Origin of the sequence: Pokkaliibacter sp. MBI-7 (assembly GCF_029846635.1) — a bacterium.
Classification (GTDB): domain Bacteria; phylum Pseudomonadota; class Gammaproteobacteria; order Pseudomonadales; family Balneatricaceae; genus Pokkaliibacter.
In genome coordinates this window covers 45,895-68,662 of sequence record NZ_JARVTG010000001.1, presented here as the reverse complement: position 1 = coordinate 68,662, position 22,768 = coordinate 45,895, and the positions used below count along the sequence as shown (strand labels likewise).

Below are 22,768 nucleotides of genomic sequence, written 5' to 3'. Positions count from 1 at the left end.
TTATTGCTCGATGGCCGTGGCCGTGATCAGTACCGGATAGCCAGACAGCTGAAGACGCGAGCCCATATCATCGGCGGACTCTGGCAGCAACTGCACACCGGGTACCATGCGCTGCAGCTCCGCCAGTTGTGCCGGTGTTTGCACGTTCACGACCACGCCGGTGGCCCGCATCTGCTGCAACTGTCCACCGCGCACCTTCAACCACTGCAGACTCAGGTTGTCGTAGCCGACCAGAAACAACGGCGTCATCCCCGGCAGGCTCACGGCACGCCGTGCCACGCGCCTGGGCTGCAGCTGGCTGGTCACCGGCAGCATGTCGGCAATACTCACCTGATGGGGCAGACCTGCCGCTGCCAGAGGCGGGCGTACCGGCGCGGGTTCTCCAGCGATCTCCGGGTCCGACACGTTATTGATTGGTGAGTAATACGGCTGTGCTGGCACACCACCGTGATCCGCCACAACTTCCAGCGCCATGGCCTGACTCATCGCCACGGCCAACAAGCCCCCGACCACCCACCGCATCGCTTGCATACCTTGCATCACCCCCTCCTTATTCATCACACCTGTAATCCCAACTTGCGCAAAAACCGTCTGACGGTTGCCCGGTACTTCGCCGCAGGCTCACCGCCTGCAGGCCGGTGATACCGACCTGCAGCCCAGATCCAGTCGTCCACCGGGTTTCCCTGGCTGCCCTTGCTGGCCTCAAACTGCTCACGCAGGATCTGCGCGGCTGTACGCAGATTCAGCATTGGATCAAGTCCCGCACAGGGCGATGAAAAACGATGACCGTTGGCACCGATATTCACCTGTGCAATGCCGACATCGATGTTGCCCGGACGGTGACTCGCCAGTGCCTCCTGCAGGGCGCTGCAAGCCTCAGCACGGGAGTGATAACGAAACCCTTTACCCGCGACATTCAGTGTCCATGGCCACGGACTGAAGCTGCCATCCACCAAACCGGCATTGCTCTCGGTTTGCGTCAGGGCGTACAGCAGCACATCGGGAACGGCTGCCTCCTGGGCTACCATCTGAAACGACGGCGGAGGCACAAAACGGGCAGCTGTCGCCACGCCAGGCAACAGTGAAATGCCCCAGAGCAGGAGAGCGGCCGTCACAGTGACCGGCCTCATTCGTGCACGATTCGCCACTCACCGGCGACCTGTTGCATAAGACCGGGCAAATCACCGGCATGAGCAGCTCCGGCCATGGATGCCCAGGTGCCGTTATCATGGTTGAGGGTGATCTGCTTTGACTTGACGGCGGCGGGGCTGATCCCCCGTGCCAGTGCCCACAACTGAATGGTTCGGTCGTTACCCTCACTGCCGACCAGATAGATGTCGATCGGGCGGTTCTGGCTCAGCAGCTTTTTCAGCTCACGATCACAGAGCACGCAGTTATCACGCACAAATAATGAGACTCGTCCGGCGCTCATCACCCCCACCGATGGCACCGCAGGCTGACCAAAAGGTGACGCTGAAGAAGCAGGTGACGAACTGGCCAGCCCCATGATGGGCTGCGTGGTGGGGAGTAGCCGTGCCCAGGCCGCATCAACCGCTTTCTGGAAGGCGAGTTCTTTCTCCACCCGCACCGCCTCGGCTTTGACAAACAGCTCGGCGAAACGCCGTCTCTCTGCGTCTGTCTTAGCGGTGACCCCAAGGGTGGTAATCGGGTCCAGCCCCGGCGACCAGATCCCCCGCTGACCGGCCATGGCCTGCTGATATTGCGTCCACTCACCGGCGCTCAGCCCCCACTCCGCTGCGGTTGCAGAGGAATCGACGGCTTGTGATTGCGCCCCCTGAGACTGGGTCATCTGTGACGTTTCCGCGCGAGAGGTACCCACAGAACCTGCCAGACACTGACCCACAACCGACAGCGACACTCCCATTACCAGCCACTTTAGCGGCGTCATAACGCCACCTCCTGGCTACGCCCGCTGACGTTAAATACAGCGCGTCCATCACCCAGTGACTGCAATTTCCAGCCGGAATACACGCTCCCCACTTTCAGCAACACGACCTGCGATAACGATGAGGTCGCCGAGGGCGCGACGGATAAAAAGGACTCACCGCCCCGCACCTCAGCCCCCAGTACCACAAAGGGGGGCGTCAGGACCCGTGGCTTACTCGTGCGGGTCACCGGCTTTTTTGCAGAAGCCACCGTGACCTGCCGTGCCTGAACAGCGGCAGCGGCATTGGCCTCCACCTGAGCAGACTGCGCATCGAGACGGGCCGACATCACCGTGAGTGATGATTCCGCCACTCCCAGACGGTCACCGAGTCCGGCCAGCGCCTTGTGTAACTCCTCGGTCATGGCACTGCCGGCTCCCTGGCTGCGCTCCAGTTGATCGATTCGACTCGCCAGCCCGACCAGACCATTTGAGGTGGACGACAATGCCGTCAATTTCTGTTCCAGACCCGTGGTATAGCTGCGAAGCTCATTCAACTCCTTCTCCACTGCCGCAGCCTGAGCATTGATTACCGCTGACTGCTGCCGGTCGCTCGAACCCAGCTGCAGGTTCTGATAGATCCCAAAGCCCGACACCCCTAACGCCAGCACGCCGGAGATCAATGCCAGCACGGCCAGACCATTACCTGCACGCGGGGCTACTCGCCCGCTGCGATCCTGACGATCTGCGCCACTTCCAAGCGATGCTTGATGGGGTGCCCGCTGCATTGCGGGCTGGTCATCATCAAGCACATCCAGTGCAGAGGGTTGATAATCCTGACTCATGGCCGTGCTCCTCACTGCTCACCGGACTGACGACGCGGACGCACAGGCGTTGGCACCGCCGCGGCCTCCCTCTCATCCACCGTACCGGCTTCACTCGCCTGACCCACCTTCACTGTCGCCAGCGCCGACGCGCTGACATCCACCACCTCTGCCGGTGCGGCATAGCCCGGGCGAGGCACGTACTGCACCAGGCGGTGCAGCTCATCCACTTGCACCTGCCAGGCAGGACCTCCCAAGACTTGCAGCGCATCCCGCAGAGCCATCGGCCCAATGCGGTAAAGCGGCGCAGGCAATGGGGCGGTATAGAGCGGGTCGGTCACGGAGGAAGGGGCCGCCAGGCTGTAGCCCGACTTGGCCAGGACATAGCGCACGGCATCACCCACACTGGGCGACATGGAGGTAGGAATCTGGATATCGATGATCTGTGCCATCAGATCGCGCTGGGCCACGGTTGGACCCACTGCTACCTCGGTATAACGGCCATAGGTAACAGTCGCAGGGGATGCCCCCGCTTCGACACCCGGCAGATCGCCTGCATAGACATCAGGCGCAATCAGGTAGGGGCTGACCGACGATACAGGTTCAGGGGCCGGTTTAGGTTGCTGCTGGGCACACCCGGCCAGCACACCGCAGGCCAGCGCAACAGCCAGACCGGGTGACAGACAGGCAAACAGGGGAGTACGCCACTGGCGATAACGGATGGGATAGAACGGACTGCTCATAGGAACCTCGCGACAACGTTGTGCGAGGCACAGTGCCGCAGGTGACTGAGCGCGTCAGTAAACAACCCTAACGGAGAAAGCGAGGGTTTATTGCCCCCAAAACAAAATGGGGCTCACGCGGAGCCCCATTCGGTCATCAAAAACAACAGCATCAAAACAGGATCAACTGGACGTCGTGGCCGTGCGTTCAATACCCTGACGACGCAGAGCATCACGCTCCGCTTTAGGTATGCGATGACACAGATTGTCCTGCGTCTTCCCGACTATTTCAGCCACGTCCCGCAGCATGATGTTGTGAGACAGCATCTCACGCGCAACCTCCAGTGCATTGCGGCCCCCGGAGATCATCTGGCGGTACTCATCCAGGCGTTTTGCATCCAGCTCTTCCATCGACTTGGCCGAGTAATAGCTACCAGGCAACTCTGCCACCAACCTTTCTGGGTCAATAGCACACTCGGACGTGTCCCGCTTGGGCCAGAGAGTTTTCTTCTTGCCATACAGGGCGGCGACATCCACCCCAAAAACAGCCACAACGTCCTGAGTCACTCCATCGTGAGTCCCTAAACGTGCGTTCAAGGTATCCATCAAGCGCCCAGTTCTCATGGCGCTGTGTTTTTCAAGAATCGACTGAGCCAGGTCATCTTTACTCTGCAAGGCCTTCTGCTGGCCATACAATTTGAACAGCACGTAGATGACGACCGCACCCTCGACATTGGCCTCGTACAGCGCTGCAACAACAGCAGGGTAATCATAGTCATAGCCTGCACCACCAAACACTACCTCCTGATAGATGCCGATCATATCGACCCCCAAGGCAGTACGGAGGTCCAGCTGCATTCTGCTGTACACCTCGGGACGGCGATGACCGGGGACTTCTAACTTGTCTAGCAGTGTTGGGTAAGGCATACCGACAAAATCAGCCAGGAAGCCCAGTTTGATACCGCGCTTCCGCAACAACACATACAGGCACACGCTGGCAGGCACCTGCAGTTCATACAGCTGCTCAGTCAGCAGAGTGAGTTTAGGATCGTCATGGTAGTCACTCGGTATCATCATCGTTCTCCGTAGCCGTCTCTCCCGTCCCGAATGCATAGCGCAACGTGCGGTGGTGCTGTGTGCTGGTGGCTCATTTAAGTGGTATGTCAATATAAATGATATAGACAAATGCCGCCGAGTTACAAGGTTTCGGGGTTACAAAACACGTCATGATGCCTACCCCAGACCCAACAGAAACAAAAACGGCCCCCGAAGGAGCCGCACATCACGTCGTGTATCACACGACCAAAGAGAAAGGATTATTTTGCCGCTGACGCAGCAAACAGGGCATCCCACTGGGTTTTGAGAATGCACCCCTCACCGGGCACCAGTGTCCAGGGCGCGTCATCTAGTAGACTATGGAGTTCGGCGATACGCAGATCCGTATCGTCTGTCTCCTGGCCCATAGCGCACGCAAGTAGCCGTTGGTCCAGTTCGTCCTGCAGCTGCAGGAATTGAGACTGGGTCATGGGTTGAGTCAGTTCAGCCATGGTGGCCTCCAAAGGTTATGTTGAGTTGAGTGGTTGAGTTAAAACAGTTCGAGTTCAGCCATCGACGAGACGGCTTCTCGGCCTATGACGATATGATCGAGTAGACATATATCCACCAGTGCCAGCGCCGTTTTGAGGCTCTGGGTGATGGCGATATCGGCTTCACTGGGTGCGGGGTCTCCGCTAGGGTGATTGTGAGCAAAGATGACTGCCGCGGCATTGCGTTGCAGAGCCAGCTTGATCACTTCACGTGGGTACACCCGCGTTTTATCGAGGCTGCCGAAAAACAGCTCGTCGTAACTGATGACCCTGTGTCGGGTATCAAGAAACAACACTGCAAACACCTCACGCTCATGAGCGGCCAGCTGCAGCCACAGATAATCGCGTGCGGCGTCCGTCGCATGAATCGAAGCGCCTGGCTCTCGTAGAGACCCCATGAGAATCGCCTTTGCTTGATCGATAATGGCGCGTTCTTCCGCACTGAGAGAGAAACTCATGCTGCCACCTCCGATGACAGCCAGACATCCATCTCTGCAAAGAGCGTAGTGACACACTGCTGCCAGACTGGTGACAGAGAAAGGGCCATCACACACTGCCGATCCGTAGAAGACAGCGCCGCGACTTCCGTGGGCGACAGCCCACCGAACAAACGCCAGTCGACGGCACACTCCCCGGGCTCAGCCCAGGGACATTCGGGCCAAAACATCGCCGAGTGCGTGAATTTTGAGACAGGAAACTGCGCAGCACGCCGCTGCATTAGCATGGCGGCGAACTGAAACAGCGCTAGCACAGTGGTATCCATGATGGACCTCTGGGGTGAACACCCCGGTTGCGCCGGCAGGGAATCTGCCCATAGGGACAGATCCCCATGGGCAGTGAAAGAAAAGACAGTAACGAGAGAGAGAACGCTGATCAGCGCCCCGACTGCAGACGCAGCCCGGGCTCCTCAAAGCGCAGTAAAGCGCGTTCTATATTGAGCACATACTCAGCCACTCGGAGATTGCCAGAGCAACCCAGTCGATCAGCCAGTAACTTGATCTCATGATCCCAGGCCTGGCTTTTCTTGATCACACAGCTGTGGGCCTCACACTCAATGCGATAGGCCAACAGCTCTAGATAATGCGCTTCAAAACCGCCTGTCTGTTCGATGTTCCATGCGCGACAGCTTTCACGCCACCGACGTTTCAGTGCCACAATCTCCTGCGGAGTCTTGGGCACAGCATCGAACATGGACACAACAGCGCGAGTAGAAGAGATAGAGGAAAGAGTAACCATGGTGTTCTCCAAAACAGTAGTCGGAGAAACACCCCCTGGGGGAGTGTTTCCCCCAGGGATGGTTAATGTGAAACGTCAGCGTGTAGTCAGACGTCAGGCAGGTTCAGGTGAACCCGGCAAACGTCCCCATTGTTGAATCGCAGGCTCACCGGCCAGTACACAGGACAAGCTCAGCTGCTCACGCAGCCGATGCTCTTTCTCCTGCCAGGCCGACGCCTCGGCATACTGCTCCTGATGGATCAGCGATACCCAGGTATCGCTGATCTGATCCATCTGTGCCTGCGTAGCCAGCCACTGATGACGAGGAATCAGTACCACATTGTCCTGCCAGCTCCCCTGGGTGTAGCGCTGAAGTACCGCGCCTTCACACAGGATCTCCATGGACTGAGGAATAAGAACAGGGGCATGAGGGCCATGCTGCTCCGCTCTGACCTGAGCCAGGCGTGCCATTTCCCGGAAATGCCCCTCCGCGACCTGCATTGCTTCCGCCACCCTGACCGATGCCTGAAGCGGCAGACGGGTCGTGGTACGGGTACGCAGGGGACCGGAGTAATAAGGTGCACAGCCCAGCTCAAAAGCGATGTCACTGTGAATGACGATCAGGCCATCGGGCACGATCACATCCCACAGACACGTCACTGCTTGTGCCGCGTTCACCCTGGCGATAGTTGAGTTCATAACGTTCTCCCGAAGGTTCAAAGTGAAAAAAGCGTGAAACAGATCAGGCAGGTTCACCCGCCACAAGGCGGGAGAGCCTGAGCCGGTCAGCCAGTACGGCTTCCCGACCCTGCCAGTCTGCTGCTTCAAGCACGTCTCCGTGTCTGATCAGCTCACTGCAGGTGCGACCAAAGAAGTCGATCTTCTCCTGCGTCACACGCCATTGTTCAGGGGGAATCAGGGCATAGTCCTCTTCCCACTGGCCGTCCTGGTAGCGTTGAAAATTCACGCCCCTGAAACTGGCCTCCTGACTGCGAATGGTCATGCTGACAGGAAGAAGAACAGGGGCATGCGGTCCAGCCTGTTCCACGCTGACCTGTGCCAGATGGCGCAGGTATCGGAAATGCCCCTCCGCGTCCCTCATCGCCTCAGCCACACTGAGCGAGGCGTTGAGATCAATAGTCGCCTGCGACGAAAGACGTATCGGCGCCGTGCAGTACGGTGGGCAGACCACATCCAGCGTAATAGTGCTGTCAATGATGATCAGGCAACCAGGCACAATCACCTCAGACACCCGCGTGACGGTGTTAACCGTGTGTGCGGAAAAGGTAGTTGACGTCATAGCATGCTCCCGAAGGTTCCAATGGATAACGGGAAGCACCTGTCCCCGAAGGGAATGGGTGCCTCCGGGGTGGTAGTGAAATGGTTAATGAGAGGTGTCGGAGCTATCCGTTCTCCCCGGCGGCGTATGCCCAGCACTGGGCCTGTTGAGTATCACCTTCGTCCAGATAGGACTGCGCGGACGCTAAATGCTGCTGCATTCTGTCCAGCGCCTGAGCGATCACATGGCGCTCCTCGGCCAGCCACTGTTGCTTGGGCTGTCCGGTTAGCACGGAGGTGTCAGAGGCAAACGCTGAAATAAAGAGAATGCGCATAGTGGATCTCCAGGGTTCAAGGATGACCAGGAGAAACACCCCCAGAGGGAAGCATTTCCCCCAAGGGTGGTTGGTTAAATGGATAAGCGTAGGAGCGATCAGTTCACGTCATCATCGATGTCAGACAGATCAAACCCATGATGGGCATTGACCACCTGAGCTCGCCATGGGCGATCACTCCAGACCTCCCGCTGAATGAAGTACGGGTGTAGTCCCGTGCTCTCCAGTTCCTCCCGAATCCGTTCATATTCACGGACCCAGTAAACCGAAGAACTCCAGCTTTCGCCGTCGAACGACAGGAAACAGCCGTAGCCGCTGATGTCGTAGCCAGTCCAGGGATCGCGAACGGACTCGATACGCACCTCACGGAACGTCGATCCCATCACCGCCGCCATGGCCAGGCTCATGGCCTGTGCCGTGAACACCTGGTGAGGCAGGGGTACATAACGAAAAGGACTGTCATCCGACAGAACCACCACCCGACAGTGCCGAAGCACCCCCAGACGTTTGAACAGATACATATCGGTACCCAGTTCAAGAGACCGACGTTGCTGGGCCAGCCAGCGTTTGTCGTCATCGGTCAGGGCAGCAGTGGAGCGGATATGAACAGCGGCAGTGGATAAGGCTTTCATCGTGGATCTCCAGGGTTCAAGGATGGCCAGGAGAAACACCCCCCCTAGGGAAGCGTTTCCCCCAGTGGTGGTGTAATGAAAAAGCGAAAGAAAAATGCGTTACCGAGCGGTCTGCATCCAGCGCGTCACCGCGTGGATTTGCTTCAGCTCATGTAACTGCCAGTGTAGTCGGGACATTGAAACGGCTTCGCGAAGACGCTGGGCCTCAATCAATAATCTATTCGCAGTGTTGTAATTGCCTTCGCGGCGCTCGTTAATGCGCTGGATATCCAGCGCCTTCGCCATGGCTTCATGAAGTGGTAGATCTGCTATGGGCAGGTAACTATCAAACCATTGACCGTCATGACGCTGAATTACTTCGCCACAACGACTCATGATTAACACCTGCTCTGGGACAAATTGCCCAAAATAGACGCCCTCATCACAGAGGTTATCCAGCCAGATCGTATGTTTCAGGGCGATCCCCCAGGACTGCAATGCCTCCAGCTCCAGATACTGCGGTGCCTGGTAGGGCACGGAGTGAGGGGTGGCCTTGCATGTCCACGGTCGCTGCTTGTCGTACTGCAGTATTTTCTTACCCTGCAGAGCCACAAAAGCCCCGACCAGCGGTGTAGTGCAACGACCAAACCGACTATCGAAGATAGTGGCCATTTCACTCCTCAACCCACGCTGGAGCTGTGACAGAAACAGACGATCTTCTTGGGTCAGGTCGTGAGCACGCTCAGGTTGAGTGACCACGGTATTCCTCCATCATGGGGAATAGCCGTGCCCCCAGGGGAAACGGTTATTCCCCTAGTAGCAGTTGATCAGACAAAAAAAGACCCAGTACCGATCAGAGATCAGAACTGGGCCAATGACTGTGAAGCAAAATAGATTGAGTAGTTATGCCGCGTTAGCACCGGGTGTGCCTGCTGTATCAGCAGGAGCACCGCTCGCGTCGTCCGCTTTAGGCATCTGGTAAATCATTTCGCCATCTTTCTTGATCCAACGAATCATGAGCAGACGGCCTTTCAGACTGACACCTGTTTCACCCTTACGATCACCGGATGCATAGGTGAATACGTCAGGGTAGATGTCACCGATCTTGAAACTGATCAGCATCTTGCTGCCAGCCTCCACCGCTTGTTGACACCGAGCGATCAAACGCGCCGCTTCGGTGCCCGACACGCGGACATCGAAATAGGTGTATTCCACATTGTTCGTATCACCCCGCAAGGCGGCGATAGAACAGGCCCAGAAGGGCTCTCCTTTTTTTGGCTCAACCAGGCGAATGCGGTTGATATAGCCAATGCCAGAAGTGTGTAAATCGAAAAACTGAGAAGCGTTTTGAGTAGTCATGGTAGAGCCTCCAAAAGGTTCGGAACGAAATGAACCCTGTGAAAGCCATGACTCCCTGAAGGGAATAAAGACTCCCAGCAGGGTGATAACGACATGTCGAAATAACGAAAATGGATGGTCAGTCAGATCACTGAATGCGATCTGCCATCTTTCGGGCAAAACGAGCAGCGATCATCAGCCCCGTGTGCGCAGAGCGACGCAGGACAGATAAATCGACCATGGAGCAGGAACTTTCCCAGCGGCGTTGTTGGTGCCGGGCAACAGTTTCAGCGACGGCATCCATGTCATAAGGACAGGCTGCACTGTAGCTTTTGAGCCAGTCTGCGACGTCTGCAAGATGCAGATCGGGGCAGTCAGCAAAGGTAAACGCCTGTTCAGACGCATCAGCGTGAGAACGATGTTGAGTAGACATACAAGGTCACCTGTCGAGTCAATCCAATCAGAAGGCCGACAGGGTAGCGCCCTCAGGACGGCATGCCTGACGGACGGAAACGCGGAACAGTGTGCCCGGACACACCATTGAGGGGCCGGACCAAAGTAGTGCAGTACAACGTAATAAGAGAAAGTGGTATCAGCTGGCAGTGCCAGTGCGTGCCGTAGCCATGAGCCGAGATACTGTCCACGCAAATCACCACTAACCCGCAGGTTAGTCATCGCCTTAGGTGAAGCGACTGGGTTTCAGTCAACAGACTGATAACGTGCGGCCATTTTTTCCGCCGCACCGAGGGAAGTCAAGTCAACGCACATCGGCCAACCCTCAGCTCATCGATGAGGATTAACCCGCAGACAGGGCTTCCCCCATCAACAACACATCAAAAAAAGCAAAATAATCAAAATAGGGAAACAAGGTAGGGCGACGTCATAGCGATACACAGCGCCACAACGAAGCGTCGGGACGGGATACAGCAGGTAGGGTAAGCGGCAGCAGCGCCGCCGCTCACATCATGGGAAGGGATAGATACAACGAATCACGTACAACAGCAGTAGAAAAACACAACAGCGGATAACAGAGCGACAGGAAAAGGATGGCTACTGCAATCTGTCGATTGCTGGCCGGTATCGTAGCCCGCGGCCTGATCAATGGCGTGGATCCCCACACAAACGGCTCCTGCAGCAGCTGGCAGGCACAGCGTTGAACAACATGGGGCCAGAGGCACACCCCGAAGTGCACTGCCATCAATCACATACGGCAGAAAACTTCGGTGGTATGCCTGCCCATCAGAAGAGCAGAAAAACGAAAGTCGCGAGAGGAAACAAACAGAGGAAGGCAGTGACCGTCGTCGGTACGGGAACCTCGTTCCCCTGTTTGTTGATCTGGCCTGGAACCCACATCGGGCGACGGGGCGACGCACTCTCACTCAGGCTGCGTCTTTGGGAGCCGCTATTGGACGTCAGCGGTCAACGTTTTGTAAGGCCATTATTACCAGCAAAAGTGAGCAGTGCAACCCATGAACCATGACGTCATGCCGTGCCCTCCACCCTCTTGCGTGCCCGCTTCTTCTTGCCGCCACCATCGACTACCCCCTTACAGTCAGGCCATCGAGTACAGCCCCAAAACGGGCCATTGGCGCCACTGCGCTTGCGCATGGGCGCAGAACACAGCGGACAGGCTTGTGTTGGAGTAGCGGCAATCTGTAACGCCCCGCGACCAGCCTGCTTGGCTTCATGAACAAGATGAGTGATCCATTGCGCCTGAGTCGCCACAAACTGATCAAGTGTCAGCTCACCCCGCTCAATGGCAGACAGCGCCTGCTCCCACAGTGCCGTGGTCCCGGGATCAGTGAGCGGCTGGGGCAGAGCATCAATCAGCGACTGTGCTGCTTCGGTGGTTTTGACCGACCGCTTACTGCTCAACAGAAACCCCCGTTTGATCAGCCCCTCGATAATGGCCGCCCGGGTGGCTTCGGTACCGATGCCAGACGTCTCGCTCAACTTGGCCTTCAGGCGTGGATCCGCCACATAACGCGCAATGCCTTTCATCGCGGCAATCAGCGTTCCCTGAGTAAAAAATTTGGGCGGCGTGGTCTTCTTCTCCACGACTTGGGCATCGGTGACCGGGCAAACTTGTCCTTGCTCCAACGGCGGCAACTCCTGCCCACCGGCATCGCTATCCTCAGCCTCATCAGACTCCGCCGCAGAAGACTTTGCCATCAGCGCCCGCCATCCGGTAACGGCGATCACTTTGCCCACAGCCTTAAACTGCTGCCCCAGCGCGACCAGCATCACCTCAGTCCGGTCATACTCGTGAGCAGGCATAAACTGCATCAGGTAATGAAGACGAATCAGTTCATACACCCGGCGCTCGTCCTCGGTCATCGCTGACAGATCAATCACTCCCATCGTCGGAATAATGGCGTGGTGGTCTGAGGCATTCACCTTCTCATCATTCCAGGCAGCTGACCGCAGCCGACTGTCCAGCTGCATCACCAGTGGCCCTAGGGACGGATCAGACTGAGCCAGTGCCTGCAGGACGGGTTTTACTTCCTCAAGCATCGCCACCGGCAGATAACGGCAATCACTGCGTGGATAGGTGGTGGCTTTATGTTTCTCATACAGCGACTGAGCGATATCCAGTGTCTGCTGAACGCCGAACCCGAATTTACGATCACAGATCTGCTGCAAGGCACTCAGGCTAAAGGGCAGGGGAGGCTGCTCCCGCATTCGCTTTACCTCCACAGAAGCGACCTGTGCCGCCTGCCCCCGGAGTCGGGCAGCCAGTTGCTGCGCAATCGGGCCGTTAATACAGCGGCCCTCCTCATCTGCCACCTGGGCCACGGGTAACCACTGCGCGGCAAAGGTGCGGCCATGGCCTCCGTCTGCCGTGATCACAACCTCAAAAAACGGCTTTGATACAAAGCGGGCGATCTCCCGATCCCGCGCGACCACCAGTGCCAGCGTAGGCGTCTGCACACGCCCGACTGATAGCACCCCCTGATAACCCTGCTGCTTTGCCAGCAGCGAGTACAGGCGGGTCATGTTCATACCGACGATATAGTCGGCTCGTGATCGGGCCAATGCCGACCAGTACAGGGGCTCCTTGGAGGCACCGGGCAACAGTGATGCCAGCGCTTTGCGCAACGTAGCCTCATCTTGAGAAGAAGCCCACAACCGATGCACAGGGCCTTTGCGCCAGTTGCAGTGCTCAATGATCTCACGGGCGATCATCTCCCCCTCACGCCCCGCATCTGTCGCAATCACTACTGAGGTGGCTTGAGTTAACAGAGACTTAATCGCTTTGAATTGCTTTGCCTTGTCAGCGTCCACCCGCATGGACCACTCGCCCGGGATCATGGGTAGCTGCTCCAGGCGCCATTCTTTCCAATTTGGGTTAATCTCGTCGGGTTCCGCCATCCGCAGTAAGTGGCCTATACACCAGGTCACTATGACGCCATTCCCCAGCAAACACCCCTCACCGCGCTTGCTTGCGCCAACGAGTGCGGCGATCTCTTTTGCTTGACTGGGCTTCTCACACAAAATCAGCTGCATTCCCCACCTCATCCCCTGTGCACATCACATATCAACGAGGCACAGGATCAGAAAAGACAGCGACAAATACCGCAGAGAACCCTCACGGGAACAGGAAGGAATGCCGCCACAGACAACTCATCAGCAGCGGCAGAAAGCAACGGAAGGGCAGGAGGAAAACACGGAACGAATCGCACCACCGGCCACGCAGTGGCCAGACGTGATGCCAGCCCCGCAGGGGCCAGCGGTGCCCAGCCACCCCACGGGGCGTTCGGTAGGACACCCACAGACATGCTAGCCCCGTAGGGGCCGGGCGCCGCCTCAGCTACTGGCTGACTTGGGTGTGAGCCTCTACCAGAGGCAGCCCGAGCAATATCTTGTTCAGCACCTGATCCACTGCGACTTTCGCTATCGACATCATCGCTGCAGGCGGTACGGTATCCCGGTTCTCGTAATGGCCACAGTCCTTTGTGACGGTGACGACAGGCGTCTTTTCCTGAAGATCAATGACCAGATGCTGAGCAATGCAGCGTGCGACAAACGCGCTGCCTGTGCGACTGGTGATGCTCTCACCCGGAAATACATCAAATAGCGCGAACGCTTGAAATTCGATCACTCGTTCTGCTCCATCGCGCAATGTCACAGTGGCTGTCGTTGTACCAGGTTCAAATCCCGATGACTCTGACTCAATGCGAACCACACTTGCATCCCTGAGTTGTTTAACTAGCGGATGATGCTCCAGTTGCTCGGACACCTCATGTAGCTGAACACGCCCTGCATCTACCCGGCTGTGCCAACCAGGAATGATGAAGACCCAGCAGATGATCACACATGCGATCAACACGCCCAGCGTGCCAAAAAACTGATCCAGATCATCCAATATACTCCCGCGTGAGTTTTTATCAGTCATACCCGCTCCTCACTCCACACGTTTTCTGCCGACTCCATCTTCGTCAGCCCATCGGTAGCCTGCCGGATCAGCGTGCTGCAGATACTCATCTGCAGATTGAACGCCACACGATCCTGCTCCATAGCCAGCAGTGACCGACGCACGCTGGCATCGACCTGTTTTTGCATGACCGACGCCCACAACGGTACGCCACTCTGCCCAGCTTGGTGATCCGGCAAACGCCAGCGCAGAAAAGTTGCCCCAGATCCTGCCCGCTGCAGTCGTAGAATCGCACCGAGCTGCCAGACATAGTTCAACTCCTCCGACTGCCGGACGATATACCGACCCAGGACCAGGAGCCCCTCACGGGACTCCTCGGCCTGCACACCCAATAGCGCGATTCTCCCCTTACCCTTAAAAGGAAAAAGGCCTTTTAGGGAGGGAACGTTTGCGGCCTGTGACAGCAGCTCTGGGGAGACATCGTTTGCGGGGGTGTAGACGCGAATCACGCCTCGGCCTCGATGTCAGATACCCCTGCCCCAGTCATCTTCGTAGCACCATTGATCACTGCCCCAGTCACTTCCTCTCCCGCCTCGTCCAGCGCTTCGGTAGCAGATACTGCGTCAGTCACTGTGTTGATCGGGGGGCGTCCGGCGGCCAGACCTGCCCGCGTGGCCAGCGCCTCATTCATGGCATCCAGCTGGGCCTTGGGCAGAGGAGGGGAGAACTGTGAGCGCAGGGTTCCATCCAGAATACCTGCCGGCAACTCCCCGTTGCGCTCGATGGCGGCCAGCACCTTGGCGCCACCAAGCACATAGTCGGCACGGGTCAGCCCGGTAAAGCGATAGCGGCGAGACTTATCAAACACACTGCGGACCACCCGGGCTGCATCTCTGATTAAGAGCTTCTTATCCACATTACCGATCAGCCCCACATGGCTGGCCAGCAATATCGACCGGATCAGCTCGTCAAAATCCGATACCAGGTAGCTGCCCTGGAACGCCAGTGGCGTGGCGCTAATGACCGGGAACTGCCGTGGACTGACCGACAGGTTGTCCGTCATGGAGATCGATGACGGCACCTGGCTCAACACCGCGCTGATGGTTTGTTTCTGCTCAAGCAGGGTCTGACGGGCTTTGGCGATGGCTTGCTCGATGTCCAGCATGTGCTTGTCGGCATAGGGATCGTACATCCCTGACGCGACTGTGGTCTGGTGCATATTGGACATGAACACGCGCATGCCGGGGCGATTGAACGGACGCCCATTGGACTCATCGGCATGGTTGTCGTCGTTGATGTTGACGCCTTCCCACAGCCGGCAAGCGTGGAAAGTATGCAGCTGGATAGTGATGGTCGAGCGCAGCGCCCCCAGCTGGGGGGCGGTTACGGAAATAGCAGAATCAGACATGAACACACTCCTGATTGAATGGCGAAGCGAAAATAGAAACGAAACATGAGCAAGAACAATCGAGAAAAGCGGCGCCGGATCTACGTCCGGCTGCCGCTACGCAGTGTGTTCAACAACGACCCGCAACTCAGCAGAAAACCCTCAGAGACAGGCTGAGAGTAGGGAAATGGAGGGGGAGAGGAGGGCATTGCCTCAGCTGACCGATATTTGGCTAAGTGATTCCCAGGGAATCACTTTACTAACCCTTGGTCACTTATCCGGGTGCGTTACAGCTGACCGATATTTGGCTAAGTGATTCCCAGGGAATCACTTTACTAACCCTTGGTCACTTATCCGGGTGCGTTACAGCTGACCGATATTTGGCTAAGTGATTCCCAGGGAATCACTTTACTAACCCTTGGTCACTTATCCGGGTGCGTTACAGCTGACCGATATTTGGCTAAGTGATTCCCAGGGAATCACTTTACTAACCCTTGGTCACTTATCCGGGTGCGTTACAGCTGACCGATATTTGGCTAAGTGATTCCCAGGGAATCACTTTACTAACCCTTGGTCACTTATCCGGGTGCGTTACAGCTGACCGATATTTGGCTAAGTGATTCCCAGGGAATCACTTTACTAACCCTTGGTCACTTATCCGGGTGCGTTATAGCTGACCGATATTTGGCTAAGTGATTCCCAGGGAATCACTTTACTAACCCTTGGTCACTTATCCGGGTGCGTTACAGCTGACCGATATTTGGCTAAGTGATTCCCAGGGAATCACTTTACTAACCCTTGGTCACTTATCCGGGTGCGTTACAGCTGACCGATATTTGGCTAAGTGATTCCCAGGGAATCACTTTACTAACCCTTGGTCACTTATCCGGGTGCGTTACAGCTGACCGATATTTGGCTAAGTGATTCCCAGGGAATCACTTTACTAACCCTTGGTCACTTATCCGGGTGCGTTACAGCTGACCGATATTTGGCTAAGTGATTCCCAGGGAATCACTTTACTAACCCTTGGTCACTTATCCGGGTGCGTTACAGCTGACCGATATTTGGCTAAGTGATTCCCAGGGAATCACTTTACTAACCCTTGGTCACTTATCCGGGTGCGTTACAGCTGACCGATATTTGGCTAAGTGATTCCCAGGGAATCACTTTACTAACCCTTGGTCACTTATCCGGGTGCGTTACAGCTGACCGATATTTGGCTAAGTGATTCCCAGGGAATCACTTTACTAACCCTTGGTCACTTATCCGGGTGCGTTACAGCTGACCGATATTTGGCTAAGTGATTCCCAGGGAATCACTTTACTAACCCTTGGTCACTTATCCGGGTGCGTTATAGCTGACCGATATTTGGCTAAGTGATTCCCAGGGAATCACTTTACTAACCCTTGGTCACTTATCCGGGTGCGTTACAGCTGACCGATATTTGGCTAAGTGATTCCCAGGGAATCACTTTACTAACCCTTGGTCACTTATCCGGGTGCGTTACAGCTGACCGATATTTGGCTAAGTGATTCCCAGGGAATCACTTTACTAACCCTTGGTCACTTATCCGGGTGCGTTACAGCTGACCGATATTTGGCTAAGTGATTCCCAGGGAATCACTTTACTAACCCTTGGTCACTTATCCGGGTGCGTTACAGCTGACCGATATTTGGCTAAGTGATTCCCAGGGAATCACTTTACTAACCCTTGGTCACTTATCCGGGTGCGTTACAGCTGACCGATATTTGGCTAAGTGATTCCCAGGGAATCACTTTACTAACCCTTGGTCACTTATCCGGGTGCGTTACAGCTGACCGATATTTGGCTAAGTGATTCCCAGGGAATCACTTTACTAACCCTTGGTCACTTATCCGGGTGCGTTATAGCTGACCGATATTTGGCTAAGTGATTCCCAGGGAATCACTTAGCAGAAAAAACTGAGGCAGCAACCCACAGACTGCCTCATTGTGTATTGACTTATTGCACTGGATATGGTTTAGGATTTTTTGAGACCTGCCCCAGTCTCTCTGCTTTGCCCAACCTATCAGCCAGCCTTCTCAGTGGCCGCTGCTGCAGTCTTGATGGATTGCCGATCCGCCTTCACCCAGCGATTGATATGCTGCGCCAGTTGTCTGACATCCGTGCCGGCTGCCTGAATATTCCGCTGCAATGCCACAAAGGCAGCCATTCGCTGCTCGGTCGGGGTATACGACGCTAGCACCGGATCGATTCGTTCAAACGCGGCGCACAGGGTGGCGGGGTACCGTGACCATGCAAACAGGCGGGGTACATGCACTTCACTGAGTAACAGCCGCCGTTGCTCAGGTGAGAGATCAGGGCGATCCTCAGGCAGGGCATCCAGCGAGCGCTCACTAAACTGGGCAAACGGCCTCCAGACGGCATAACGCTCTTCCTTATTCCACGTCAGGATGACACTCAGGGGGGCGGGCTTTTCCAGTCTCAACATAAGTCCCAGGATCACCAGCTGGATCATCATCGTCCCAGCCCATTGCACCCATCCCCCTCCGGTGACGCCTACATAGATCGCTGTCACAACACATCCGGCACTGCCTCCCAGGAGCAGCCGTGCCTTAAACGTTTCACGTGCCTGATCCCTGCCTGCCGCTCCATCTCATCAAGCTCTTTTAGCTGTTTCCGCTGATCGTTGGTCATTACTCACTGTCCCCATTCAAACGATACCCAGACATACCGCCGTTGCTCCGGTACCGGATGCTGGCTTGTCGTCACATCCACTAAAAACTGACACTGGGCCAGGATGGCATCGCCATCCGAGACCCATTCACCCGCCGCTTTGCGCTGATCCAGTTCGTGCTGGTTCAAGGTATAGAGTTTGCCCGGTGGATAGCGCGTGCCGTCGGGTGCCAGGCACCCAACAGCCGCACTGTCTGCTGCCGGCGTGGCGAGTGCAGGCAGGGCGGCGGCCCAACACACAGCACTGAGCACCACCGCGCCCCACCCTTGTTTCAGGGAGGGCCTAAAATGGAATGTCATCATCAAAGTCGTCAAAGTTGTTCTGTGGGTAACCGGAGTAATCGGGCGCAGGTGAGGCGGGTTGCTGGTAGGGTTGCTGTGGGACTCCTCCCTGGCGACCGGGGGCATTCGGCGCACTTCCACCCTGGCCTGCTCTCTGACCGTTGTCGGAACGGTTGTCCAGCAGCTGCATCGAGCCGCGCATGTCCACGACGATCTCGGTGGTGTAGCGATCCTGACCACTTTGGTCCTGCCACTTACGAGTCTGCAGTTTGCCTTCCACGTACAGCTTGGAGCCCTTGCGTGCATACTGACCGACCACTTCAGCCAGACGGGCGAAGAACACCACACGGTGCCACTCCGTTCGTTCTTGTACTTGGCCGGACTGTTTGTCTTTCCAGCTTTCGCTGGTTGCCAGGGTAATGTTGGTTACGGCAGTGCCGTTGGGCATGTAGCGGACTTCGGGGTCCGCGCCCAGATTGCCAATCAGGGTAACTTTGTTAACGCCTCGTGCCACGATGGACCTCCGAATGGATGGATGATGGAGATGGATGAATCGTCGGAAAGAGAGCCAGCTGCAGAGCACTGGGATCGGATGTGCCGGTCTGAGCTCTCGGGGCGGATCCTGCCTGCTCTGGCTCCAGTGTCGCGACCACCCCTGACTCCAGACGCTGCAGATCACTCAAGGTACGCTGCAACAGACGACCTGATAACGGCTGCGAATAGACCGTGTGCCAGCGCCATGCGTGCTGTACCGGATACCCGGCAGCCATCCAGCGTAGCTTCATCACCTGTTCCCAATCTGCTTGGTAGACCGACTCCGCCTGTCGCAACAAGACCTGAGCCAGGGCATGACTGACATCGGACAGACCCACCCCCATGGCCATGCTCAGTTGATACAGCGTCGTGATGGACGTGACCGCGGCCACCTCATACCACACCTGCACCAGATTGACAGGGACGACGGCCAGCCTGCGGGCTGCTGCCGTTGAACAGGACAGGCTACAGGTCAGCGCCCGGCAGCCGGGCAGTACCTGCTCTAACACCAACATGGCGGTGGCTTCAGACAGCCCGTCATCAAGGCCAGGCAGCACCGGGAACGTATCCCGGACGCGCTGGATAAAGGCCAGCAGCTGACGAATCTGATCGGCCTGCCAGGGCGTATCAATGCCGTACTGGCCGGACAGATGGGAGCGGGGATGGATCAAATGGTAGATGGCCATCGCAGTACCTCACCGAACGATGGCCGTAGTATTGGGAGAAAGGGGTGAGCCGACAGCAAGAAAGGCTCACTGAGGCTCAGAGGGTTTACGTGCCCGGCACAGGCATAGGGACGTGCTGGCCTTGTTCAGCATGGGGGTTGAGCAGCGTTGTCCAGGGGACATCCGACATCACGAACACCGACACCTGGCCGGCATCATTGGTACTGACCTGATAACGATAGTCCCCGAGCAATCCTGCTCTGACCCAGACCTCGGCCACCTTCATCTTCATAGACGGTTTTCCTTAACGTTGATGGTGGCATGGGGGTGACCTCACTGCTCCGTGGCCGCAGTGAAGTGGTAGTCACATTCCTCTCCGGTGGCAGTGGCCTCGTTCCAGATCCCCAGTCTGGCATAGCAGCAGGCCGACACTTCCATGTAGCTGAAATGGCGCTCCTGCACGATGCCAGCCCGGGAAGTGATGGTGGCCCGATGCTCTTCCAGTAATGTTTTTTCGCACTCCCCGCAGCCCCTGTCACAGCAGTACGTCTCATGTTCTGCCAGAGGCGGTACGGTATAGGTCCCCAGCAGCACTTTTTTAACACCGGGATGGAGGTGTGGCGCCGTCAGCGCTACGTTGTCCGCACTGTTTAACCGTTCACTGATCGACATGGGTATGGCCATGGTGCGACTCCTGATGTGCTGTGATGCAATGTTACGTCTGTGGGAATAGGGGGGTGGTGCAGTTATCCAGCATGCGTTTAGCCTGATCGTGTGACATCGCAGCCCGTGTTTTCCACGACGCTATATGAATCATTATCCAGCGGTCATAGCCCAGTGACCGCAAAAATTCCAGCAATGGCTGTGCTTCTTCCTGTACCTGTGCGCAGATCATGATCTTGAATGTATCCGGGGTCGCTCCATGACGCTGGAGGTAATCGATGCTGAGTGCATTGGGTTCACCCATTACATCGGTCAGGATCACGTTATTCTCTGTTATCAAAGGGGTGGGCGATTCCTGCAGGCGCCCCAGTGCATCCCATTCAATGGGTAAATCCAGTGCCTGATAGGCAGCGACACTTTTACCGGCCCCCGTCGCGCCGACCAGCACCACGACATGGTGATCCTGCATTGCCTGTTTGATGAGAGGGGTCATCCCGTTGTCTTTCATACGGTTATCCTGCGCTGTTTCATGGTTAACGAAGCAGGCAGTGTAGTTGTGGCTCATCAGCGTGTAGCGGGGGAAACCTGACTGGCAGAAGAAGGGTTTTGAGGATGAGTAAGCCCAGCAGCGTCACTGGGCCTTGTACGGGGAGTCGCAAGAGGGGAAGGGTTAACTATCCAGTTTTTTAAGACCGCGATGAGTCTGTTTTAATGATGTCTTCACTTTCTTGATGTCATCTGCCAGAGCCATATCTTCAGGGGCAATACCACTGATTTCTAACATGGTTTTGCGGATTTTAGAGCCCACTTCCCTGGCCGTATTTTCTGCCAGACGTTGACCTTGAATAGCTTCATTCTTCATCTTCAGGTCGGTCTGGGTGATACGAAAGAGATTGGCAGCCAGCTCTTCTTTACCCATAAAATCGAGCAAAGAGCGGTTTTTCTGGGCCAGTCCTTTGTATTCCTTGAGCTGAGTAAGGCTCATGTTGTACATGCCTCTATACCCCGCATTCTGAAAAAAGGCATAGTCCTTGTCTGTCTCAATGCCCGCAGCCTTGGCTGTGGATGCCAGGGTTTTCTCATGGGCGGTAATCTCGTCACGGATCAGGACACGCTCAACCTCTGCAGGATTGTCTACATAGCGCTGAATCGCTTCGGCCGTGACAGCAAAGAAGGCCTGCGCCTGAGCCACTTTTTCTTTCTTGTTATCACCGTTCATGGCGACCAGATAACACGCAAAGCGCGAGAGTTTGAAGTCTTTGACCTCTTTACCATCCAGCGTTCGGTGGGTCTGCTGAAAATTATCGGACGTGTCAATGTCCAGTGTCAGGCAGGTGGTCATGGCCTTATTGAGGACTTTGCGAAAGGTCTCGTACGAGCTGTAGCCGAGCATAAACATGAAGTCGCGGGCATACCAGTAAGTAAACCCATTCGCTCTGGCCAGATCGTTGAAGTTCATGAAGTCTTCCTCAAAGTGAAAGAGATCGACATCCTTACAGCGTTCGCCTTCATATTCACTATAGTCCATGGCATCCATCCTGTTCCAAAAAAACGCGTGATTCTAACACAGTCACAGAATGTATCCGTAAGTAAAAGTAGCACTTTAACAATGCGCCGGCTATGACTTGGCACCCTCGTTAAATGATTGGATGAAACACTGCCGGGCAGTGTAGTTCTGGCTCATCAGCGTGTAGCGGGGGAAACCTGACTGGCAGCGGGAGCGGGAGAGATAGAGAGGAATGGCCCAGCAAGACAGCTGGGCCAGGGCGCTTAATCCTGCTGTTCACGCCAGCGCAGATAATCGGCCTCGCGATAGAAGCCGGCCTGGATGTAGTTGATGTGATAGATGATCTGCAGATTAAACCAACACCCTTCCTTTCGCTTCGGGCACCATGCAGGGCCACTGTTCGTCGTGCCACGATGCCATGTCCTTGCCGTAGGTATCAATCAATACCTGACGCCGTGCCTCATCTGAGCCCCGATACCCCAAAAAAGGCAGGATCGCAGGGTTGTCTGAACAGCAGGATCTTTCAATCAGATCATCGACAACCGCCTTGCAAAGTGGGGTACCGGGCTGATCGAGAATGATGTTCCATTTCTCTGTGCCTTGAGACGGCATCGTGATGGTGTCGTGAGCCATGTTCGTTTCCGTGCCTGAATACATATCGCATGGGAGTATCGGAGCAAAGCAGCAGCGCCGTCCTGCATCAAGCCTGACGGCGGGGCAGAGGGTTGGGGCGGGCGCTGTAAGAGTGGCGGATCGCGCTAGCTATGACCTGCAGGACGGTATGTAAAAACATATGATATGTAAATCCATACGATTCACGCGGTCGGATTCTAACCCGACTAAATT

General features: G+C 56.1%; 30 protein-coding genes. All 30 read right to left on the bottom strand.

Translation table 11 applies throughout. The annotated features are described in order from the left end of the window. The gene (locus QCD60_RS00435; protein WP_279781304.1) at nt 1–540 is read right to left on the bottom strand and encodes an integrating conjugative element protein; all 540 of its coding nucleotides are present in this window, start codon (nt 538–540) and stop codon (nt 1–3) included. A 17-nt stretch (nt 541–557) separates the two neighbouring features. Further along, nucleotides 558–1,115 carry a lytic transglycosylase domain-containing protein gene (locus QCD60_RS00430; protein ID WP_279781302.1) on the bottom strand — a complete coding sequence of 186 codons (558 nt, stop codon included), beginning with the start codon at nt 1,113–1,115 and terminating at the stop codon, nt 558–560. Between the two features lie 11 nt (nt 1,116–1,126). Next, the gene (locus QCD60_RS00425; RefSeq protein WP_279781300.1) at nt 1,127–1,909 is read right to left on the bottom strand and encodes a TIGR03759 family integrating conjugative element protein; all 783 of its coding nucleotides are present in this window, start codon (nt 1,907–1,909) and stop codon (nt 1,127–1,129) included. Continuing rightward, nucleotides 1,906–2,730, bottom strand: coding sequence for a hypothetical protein (locus tag QCD60_RS00420; protein WP_279781298.1), 825 nt, complete (start codon nt 2,728–2,730; stop codon nt 1,906–1,908). The genes QCD60_RS00425 and QCD60_RS00420 overlap by 4 nt, the downstream gene beginning before the upstream one ends. 11 nt (nt 2,731–2,741) lie before the next feature. After that, on the bottom strand, nt 2,742–3,452 hold the full coding sequence (locus tag QCD60_RS00415; RefSeq protein ID WP_279781296.1) for a PilL N-terminal domain-containing protein: 711 nt from the start codon (nt 3,450–3,452) through the stop codon (nt 2,742–2,744). 162 nt (nt 3,453–3,614) lie between these two features. Continuing rightward, nucleotides 3,615–4,508, bottom strand: coding sequence for a hypothetical protein (locus tag QCD60_RS00410; protein WP_279781294.1), 894 nt, complete (start codon nt 4,506–4,508; stop codon nt 3,615–3,617). 239 nt (nt 4,509–4,747) lie between these two features. Next, complete coding sequence (locus tag QCD60_RS00405; protein WP_279781292.1) at nt 4,748–4,978, bottom strand: hypothetical protein; 231 nt, start codon at nt 4,976–4,978, stop codon at nt 4,748–4,750. Nucleotides 4,979–5,016: 38 nt separating this feature from the next. Further along, on the bottom strand, nt 5,017–5,475 hold the full coding sequence (gene radC, locus QCD60_RS00400; RefSeq protein ID WP_279781290.1) for a DNA repair protein RadC: 459 nt from the start codon (nt 5,473–5,475) through the stop codon (nt 5,017–5,019). Beyond that, the gene (locus QCD60_RS00395; protein ID WP_279781288.1) at nt 5,472–5,780 is read right to left on the bottom strand and encodes a hypothetical protein; all 309 of its coding nucleotides are present in this window, start codon (nt 5,778–5,780) and stop codon (nt 5,472–5,474) included. The genes radC and QCD60_RS00395 overlap by 4 nt, the downstream gene beginning before the upstream one ends. 110 nt (nt 5,781–5,890) lie before the next feature. Continuing rightward, nucleotides 5,891–6,253 carry a hypothetical protein gene (locus QCD60_RS00390; protein WP_279781286.1) on the bottom strand — a complete coding sequence of 121 codons (363 nt, stop codon included), beginning with the start codon at nt 6,251–6,253 and terminating at the stop codon, nt 5,891–5,893. A gap of 93 nt (nt 6,254–6,346) precedes the next feature. Continuing rightward, a complete protein-coding gene (locus QCD60_RS00385; RefSeq protein WP_279781284.1) occupies nt 6,347–6,931 on the bottom strand; it encodes a hypothetical protein in 585 nt (194 codons plus the stop codon). 43 nt (nt 6,932–6,974) lie between these two features. Continuing rightward, complete coding sequence (locus QCD60_RS00380) at nt 6,975–7,532, bottom strand: hypothetical protein (protein WP_279781282.1); 558 nt, start codon at nt 7,530–7,532, stop codon at nt 6,975–6,977. Nucleotides 7,533–7,635: 103 nt separating this feature from the next. Next, a complete protein-coding gene (locus QCD60_RS00375) occupies nt 7,636–7,845 on the bottom strand; it encodes a hypothetical protein (RefSeq protein WP_279781280.1) in 210 nt (69 codons plus the stop codon). A gap of 98 nt (nt 7,846–7,943) precedes the next feature. After that, nucleotides 7,944–8,477 (bottom strand): hypothetical protein, encoded by a 534-nt coding sequence (locus QCD60_RS00370; RefSeq protein WP_279781278.1) that lies wholly within the window; start codon nt 8,475–8,477, stop codon nt 7,944–7,946. 99 nt (nt 8,478–8,576) lie between these two features. Continuing rightward, nucleotides 8,577–9,215: a hypothetical protein gene (locus QCD60_RS00365; RefSeq protein ID WP_279781275.1), complete on the bottom strand. Its 639-nt coding sequence runs from the start codon at nt 9,213–9,215 to the stop codon at nt 8,577–8,579. 144 nt (nt 9,216–9,359) lie between these two features. After that, nucleotides 9,360–9,815, bottom strand: a complete 456-nt coding sequence (locus QCD60_RS00360; protein WP_279781273.1) for an STY4534 family ICE replication protein — start codon at nt 9,813–9,815, stop codon at nt 9,360–9,362. Nucleotides 9,816–9,942: 127 nt separating this feature from the next. Next, nucleotides 9,943–10,227 carry a hypothetical protein gene (locus QCD60_RS00355; protein WP_279781271.1) on the bottom strand — a complete coding sequence of 95 codons (285 nt, stop codon included), beginning with the start codon at nt 10,225–10,227 and terminating at the stop codon, nt 9,943–9,945. A 1,049-nt stretch (nt 10,228–11,276) separates the two neighbouring features. Beyond that, on the bottom strand, nt 11,277–13,301 hold the full coding sequence (locus tag QCD60_RS00350) for a DNA topoisomerase III (protein WP_279781270.1): 2,025 nt from the start codon (nt 13,299–13,301) through the stop codon (nt 11,277–11,279). Nucleotides 13,302–13,605: 304 nt separating this feature from the next. Continuing rightward, on the bottom strand, nt 13,606–14,190 hold the full coding sequence (locus QCD60_RS00345; RefSeq protein ID WP_279781269.1) for a hypothetical protein: 585 nt from the start codon (nt 14,188–14,190) through the stop codon (nt 13,606–13,608). Further along, nucleotides 14,187–14,678 (bottom strand): DUF3158 family protein, encoded by a 492-nt coding sequence (locus QCD60_RS00340; RefSeq protein ID WP_279781267.1) that lies wholly within the window; start codon nt 14,676–14,678, stop codon nt 14,187–14,189. The genes QCD60_RS00345 and QCD60_RS00340 overlap by 4 nt, the downstream gene beginning before the upstream one ends. Next, nucleotides 14,675–15,577, bottom strand: coding sequence for a PFL_4669 family integrating conjugative element protein (locus tag QCD60_RS00335; protein ID WP_279781265.1), 903 nt, complete (start codon nt 15,575–15,577; stop codon nt 14,675–14,677). The genes QCD60_RS00340 and QCD60_RS00335 overlap by 4 nt, the downstream gene beginning before the upstream one ends. 2,026 nt (nt 15,578–17,603) lie before the next feature. Beyond that, a complete protein-coding gene (locus QCD60_RS00330; RefSeq protein WP_279781263.1) occupies nt 17,604–18,113 on the bottom strand; it encodes a hypothetical protein in 510 nt (169 codons plus the stop codon). Between the two features lie 122 nt (nt 18,114–18,235). Next, on the bottom strand, nt 18,236–18,526 hold the full coding sequence (locus tag QCD60_RS00325) for a hypothetical protein (RefSeq protein ID WP_279781261.1): 291 nt from the start codon (nt 18,524–18,526) through the stop codon (nt 18,236–18,238). 28 nt (nt 18,527–18,554) lie between these two features. Next, complete coding sequence (gene ssb / locus QCD60_RS00320; protein ID WP_279781259.1) at nt 18,555–19,067, bottom strand: single-stranded DNA-binding protein; 513 nt, start codon at nt 19,065–19,067, stop codon at nt 18,555–18,557. Then, on the bottom strand, nt 19,051–19,773 hold the full coding sequence (locus QCD60_RS00315) for a hypothetical protein (RefSeq protein ID WP_279781256.1): 723 nt from the start codon (nt 19,771–19,773) through the stop codon (nt 19,051–19,053). The genes ssb and QCD60_RS00315 overlap by 17 nt, the downstream gene beginning before the upstream one ends. 85 nt (nt 19,774–19,858) lie before the next feature. Next, complete coding sequence (locus QCD60_RS00310) at nt 19,859–20,044, bottom strand: hypothetical protein (protein WP_279781254.1); 186 nt, start codon at nt 20,042–20,044, stop codon at nt 19,859–19,861. A gap of 41 nt (nt 20,045–20,085) precedes the next feature. Then, nucleotides 20,086–20,436 carry a hypothetical protein gene (locus QCD60_RS00305; protein WP_279781252.1) on the bottom strand — a complete coding sequence of 117 codons (351 nt, stop codon included), beginning with the start codon at nt 20,434–20,436 and terminating at the stop codon, nt 20,086–20,088. A 31-nt stretch (nt 20,437–20,467) separates the two neighbouring features. Further along, nucleotides 20,468–20,923: a hypothetical protein gene (locus tag QCD60_RS00300; RefSeq protein ID WP_279781250.1), complete on the bottom strand. Its 456-nt coding sequence runs from the start codon at nt 20,921–20,923 to the stop codon at nt 20,468–20,470. Nucleotides 20,924–21,085: 162 nt separating this feature from the next. Beyond that, on the bottom strand, nt 21,086–21,943 hold the full coding sequence (locus tag QCD60_RS00295; protein ID WP_279781248.1) for a BRO family protein: 858 nt from the start codon (nt 21,941–21,943) through the stop codon (nt 21,086–21,088). Nucleotides 21,944–22,273: 330 nt separating this feature from the next. Next, nucleotides 22,274–22,555 carry a hypothetical protein gene (locus tag QCD60_RS00290; protein WP_279781246.1) on the bottom strand — a complete coding sequence of 94 codons (282 nt, stop codon included), beginning with the start codon at nt 22,553–22,555 and terminating at the stop codon, nt 22,274–22,276. Nucleotides 22,556–22,768: the final 213 nt, after the last annotated feature.

What these genes read in the sequence shown, in the direction of transcription:
- QCD60_RS00380 (WP_279781282.1), bottom strand. Translation starts at nt 7,532, where the DNA reads ATGACGTCAACTACCTTTTCCGCACACACGGTTAACACCGTCACGCGG.
- QCD60_RS00335 (WP_279781265.1), bottom strand. Translation starts at nt 15,577, where the DNA reads ATGTCTGATTCTGCTATTTCCGTAACCGCCCCCCAGCTGGGGGCGCTG.
- QCD60_RS00310 (WP_279781254.1), bottom strand. Translation starts at nt 20,044, where the DNA reads ATGAAGATGAAGGTGGCCGAGGTCTGGGTCAGAGCAGGATTGCTCGGG.
- QCD60_RS00405 (WP_279781292.1), bottom strand. Translation starts at nt 4,978, where the DNA reads ATGGCTGAACTGACTCAACCCATGACCCAGTCTCAATTCCTGCAGCTG.
- radC (WP_279781290.1), bottom strand. Translation starts at nt 5,475, where the DNA reads ATGAGTTTCTCTCTCAGTGCGGAAGAACGCGCCATTATCGATCAAGCA.
- QCD60_RS00300 (WP_279781250.1), bottom strand. Translation starts at nt 20,923, where the DNA reads ATGAAAGACAACGGGATGACCCCTCTCATCAAACAGGCAATGCAGGAT.
- QCD60_RS00295 (WP_279781248.1), bottom strand. Translation starts at nt 21,943, where the DNA reads ATGGACTATAGTGAATATGAAGGCGAACGCTGTAAGGATGTCGATCTC.
- QCD60_RS00355 (WP_279781271.1), bottom strand. Translation starts at nt 10,227, where the DNA reads ATGTCTACTCAACATCGTTCTCACGCTGATGCGTCTGAACAGGCGTTT.
- QCD60_RS00385 (WP_279781284.1), bottom strand. Translation starts at nt 6,931, where the DNA reads ATGAACTCAACTATCGCCAGGGTGAACGCGGCACAAGCAGTGACGTGT.
- QCD60_RS00345 (WP_279781269.1), bottom strand. Translation starts at nt 14,190, where the DNA reads ATGACTGATAAAAACTCACGCGGGAGTATATTGGATGATCTGGATCAG.
- QCD60_RS00370 (WP_279781278.1), bottom strand. Translation starts at nt 8,477, where the DNA reads ATGAAAGCCTTATCCACTGCCGCTGTTCATATCCGCTCCACTGCTGCC.
- QCD60_RS00375 (WP_279781280.1), bottom strand. Translation starts at nt 7,845, where the DNA reads ATGCGCATTCTCTTTATTTCAGCGTTTGCCTCTGACACCTCCGTGCTA.
- QCD60_RS00360 (WP_279781273.1), bottom strand. Translation starts at nt 9,815, where the DNA reads ATGACTACTCAAAACGCTTCTCAGTTTTTCGATTTACACACTTCTGGC.
- QCD60_RS00350 (WP_279781270.1), bottom strand. Translation starts at nt 13,301, where the DNA reads ATGCAGCTGATTTTGTGTGAGAAGCCCAGTCAAGCAAAAGAGATCGCC.
- QCD60_RS00395 (WP_279781288.1), bottom strand. Translation starts at nt 5,780, where the DNA reads ATGGATACCACTGTGCTAGCGCTGTTTCAGTTCGCCGCCATGCTAATG.
- QCD60_RS00290 (WP_279781246.1), bottom strand. Translation starts at nt 22,555, where the DNA reads ATGGCTCACGACACCATCACGATGCCGTCTCAAGGCACAGAGAAATGG.
- QCD60_RS00315 (WP_279781256.1), bottom strand. Translation starts at nt 19,773, where the DNA reads ATGGCCATCTACCATTTGATCCATCCCCGCTCCCATCTGTCCGGCCAG.
- QCD60_RS00410 (WP_279781294.1), bottom strand. Translation starts at nt 4,508, where the DNA reads ATGATGATACCGAGTGACTACCATGACGATCCTAAACTCACTCTGCTG.
- QCD60_RS00425 (WP_279781300.1), bottom strand. Translation starts at nt 1,909, where the DNA reads ATGACGCCGCTAAAGTGGCTGGTAATGGGAGTGTCGCTGTCGGTTGTG.
- QCD60_RS00435 (WP_279781304.1), bottom strand. Translation starts at nt 540, where the DNA reads ATGCAAGGTATGCAAGCGATGCGGTGGGTGGTCGGGGGCTTGTTGGCC.
- QCD60_RS00305 (WP_279781252.1), bottom strand. Translation starts at nt 20,436, where the DNA reads ATGGCCATACCCATGTCGATCAGTGAACGGTTAAACAGTGCGGACAAC.
- QCD60_RS00415 (WP_279781296.1), bottom strand. Translation starts at nt 3,452, where the DNA reads ATGAGCAGTCCGTTCTATCCCATCCGTTATCGCCAGTGGCGTACTCCC.
- QCD60_RS00390 (WP_279781286.1), bottom strand. Translation starts at nt 6,253, where the DNA reads ATGGTTACTCTTTCCTCTATCTCTTCTACTCGCGCTGTTGTGTCCATG.
- QCD60_RS00420 (WP_279781298.1), bottom strand. Translation starts at nt 2,730, where the DNA reads ATGAGTCAGGATTATCAACCCTCTGCACTGGATGTGCTTGATGATGAC.